This is a genomic window from Actinacidiphila sp. bgisy167, assembly GCF_057707665.1.
The window spans coordinates 1-898 of record NZ_JBYIQP010000218.1 but is presented as its reverse complement, the minus strand read 5'-3'; the positions used below and the strand labels follow the sequence as shown (position 1 = coordinate 898).

1 protein-coding gene is annotated in these 898 nt (G+C 57.6%); it reads left to right on the top strand.

The window, feature by feature from the left end; all coding sequences use genetic code 11:
* Positions 1–39: 39 nt before the first annotated feature.
* The coding region (locus AC3ET4_RS30870; protein ID WP_431955284.1) for a helicase associated domain-containing protein at positions 40–898 on the top strand (859 nt) is incomplete at its 3' end.

Below are 898 nucleotides of genomic sequence, written 5' to 3'. Positions count from 1 at the left end.
GGCCCCGTCGGCTTCCCCGGCGGAACCCGCCACCACAGCGTGGAAGACAGCCCTCTTACTCCGTTGAGGCTGCAAGCCGCCGAGCAGTTTCGCAAAAGAGAAGGAAACCTCGAGGTACCGTCCGACTGGAATGAGCCGGTCGGCGGCGAGTATATATCTCTGGGAAGCTGGATCAAGGATGTACGCCGCGGCCGCGCGGAGGTTAGCGATGACACGCGGGAAAAACTCGACAAATTGGGAATGCGCTGGGGAAATATACGCAACACTGACACCCAGATGAAGCTGCAAGCCGCCGAGCAGTTCCACAAAAGAGAAGGCAACCTCGAGGTACCGTCCCACTGGAAGGAGCTGGTCGACGGCGAGTATATATCTCTCGGAGACTGGATTGCGGATGTGCGCAAAGAACACACGGGGGTTGACGCCGACACGCGGGAAAAACTCGACAAATTGGGAATGCGCTGGGAGCCAGTAGAAGGCAACCCTGCCACCACCCGGTTGAGACTGAAAGCCGCCGAGCAGTTTCGCAAAAGAGAAGGCCACCTCAACGTACCGTCCGACTGGAAGGAACCGGTCGACGGCGAGTATGTATCTCTCGGAAGTTGGCTCAAGCATGTACGCGGCAGCGAAACGAAGGTTGACGACGAAACGCGGGAAAAACTCGACAAATTGGGAATGCGCTGGGACAAAATACGCAAGCGCATTGACATCCAGTTGAGGCTGCAAGCCGCCGAGCAGTTTTACAAAAGAGAAGGCGACCTCAAGGTACCGTCCGACTGGAAGGAGCCGGTCGACGGCGAGTATATATCTCTGGGAAGCTGGATCAAGGATGTACGCCGCGGCCGCATAGAGCTTGACGACGCCAAGCGGGCCATACTCGACGGAATGAGTATGCGCTGGA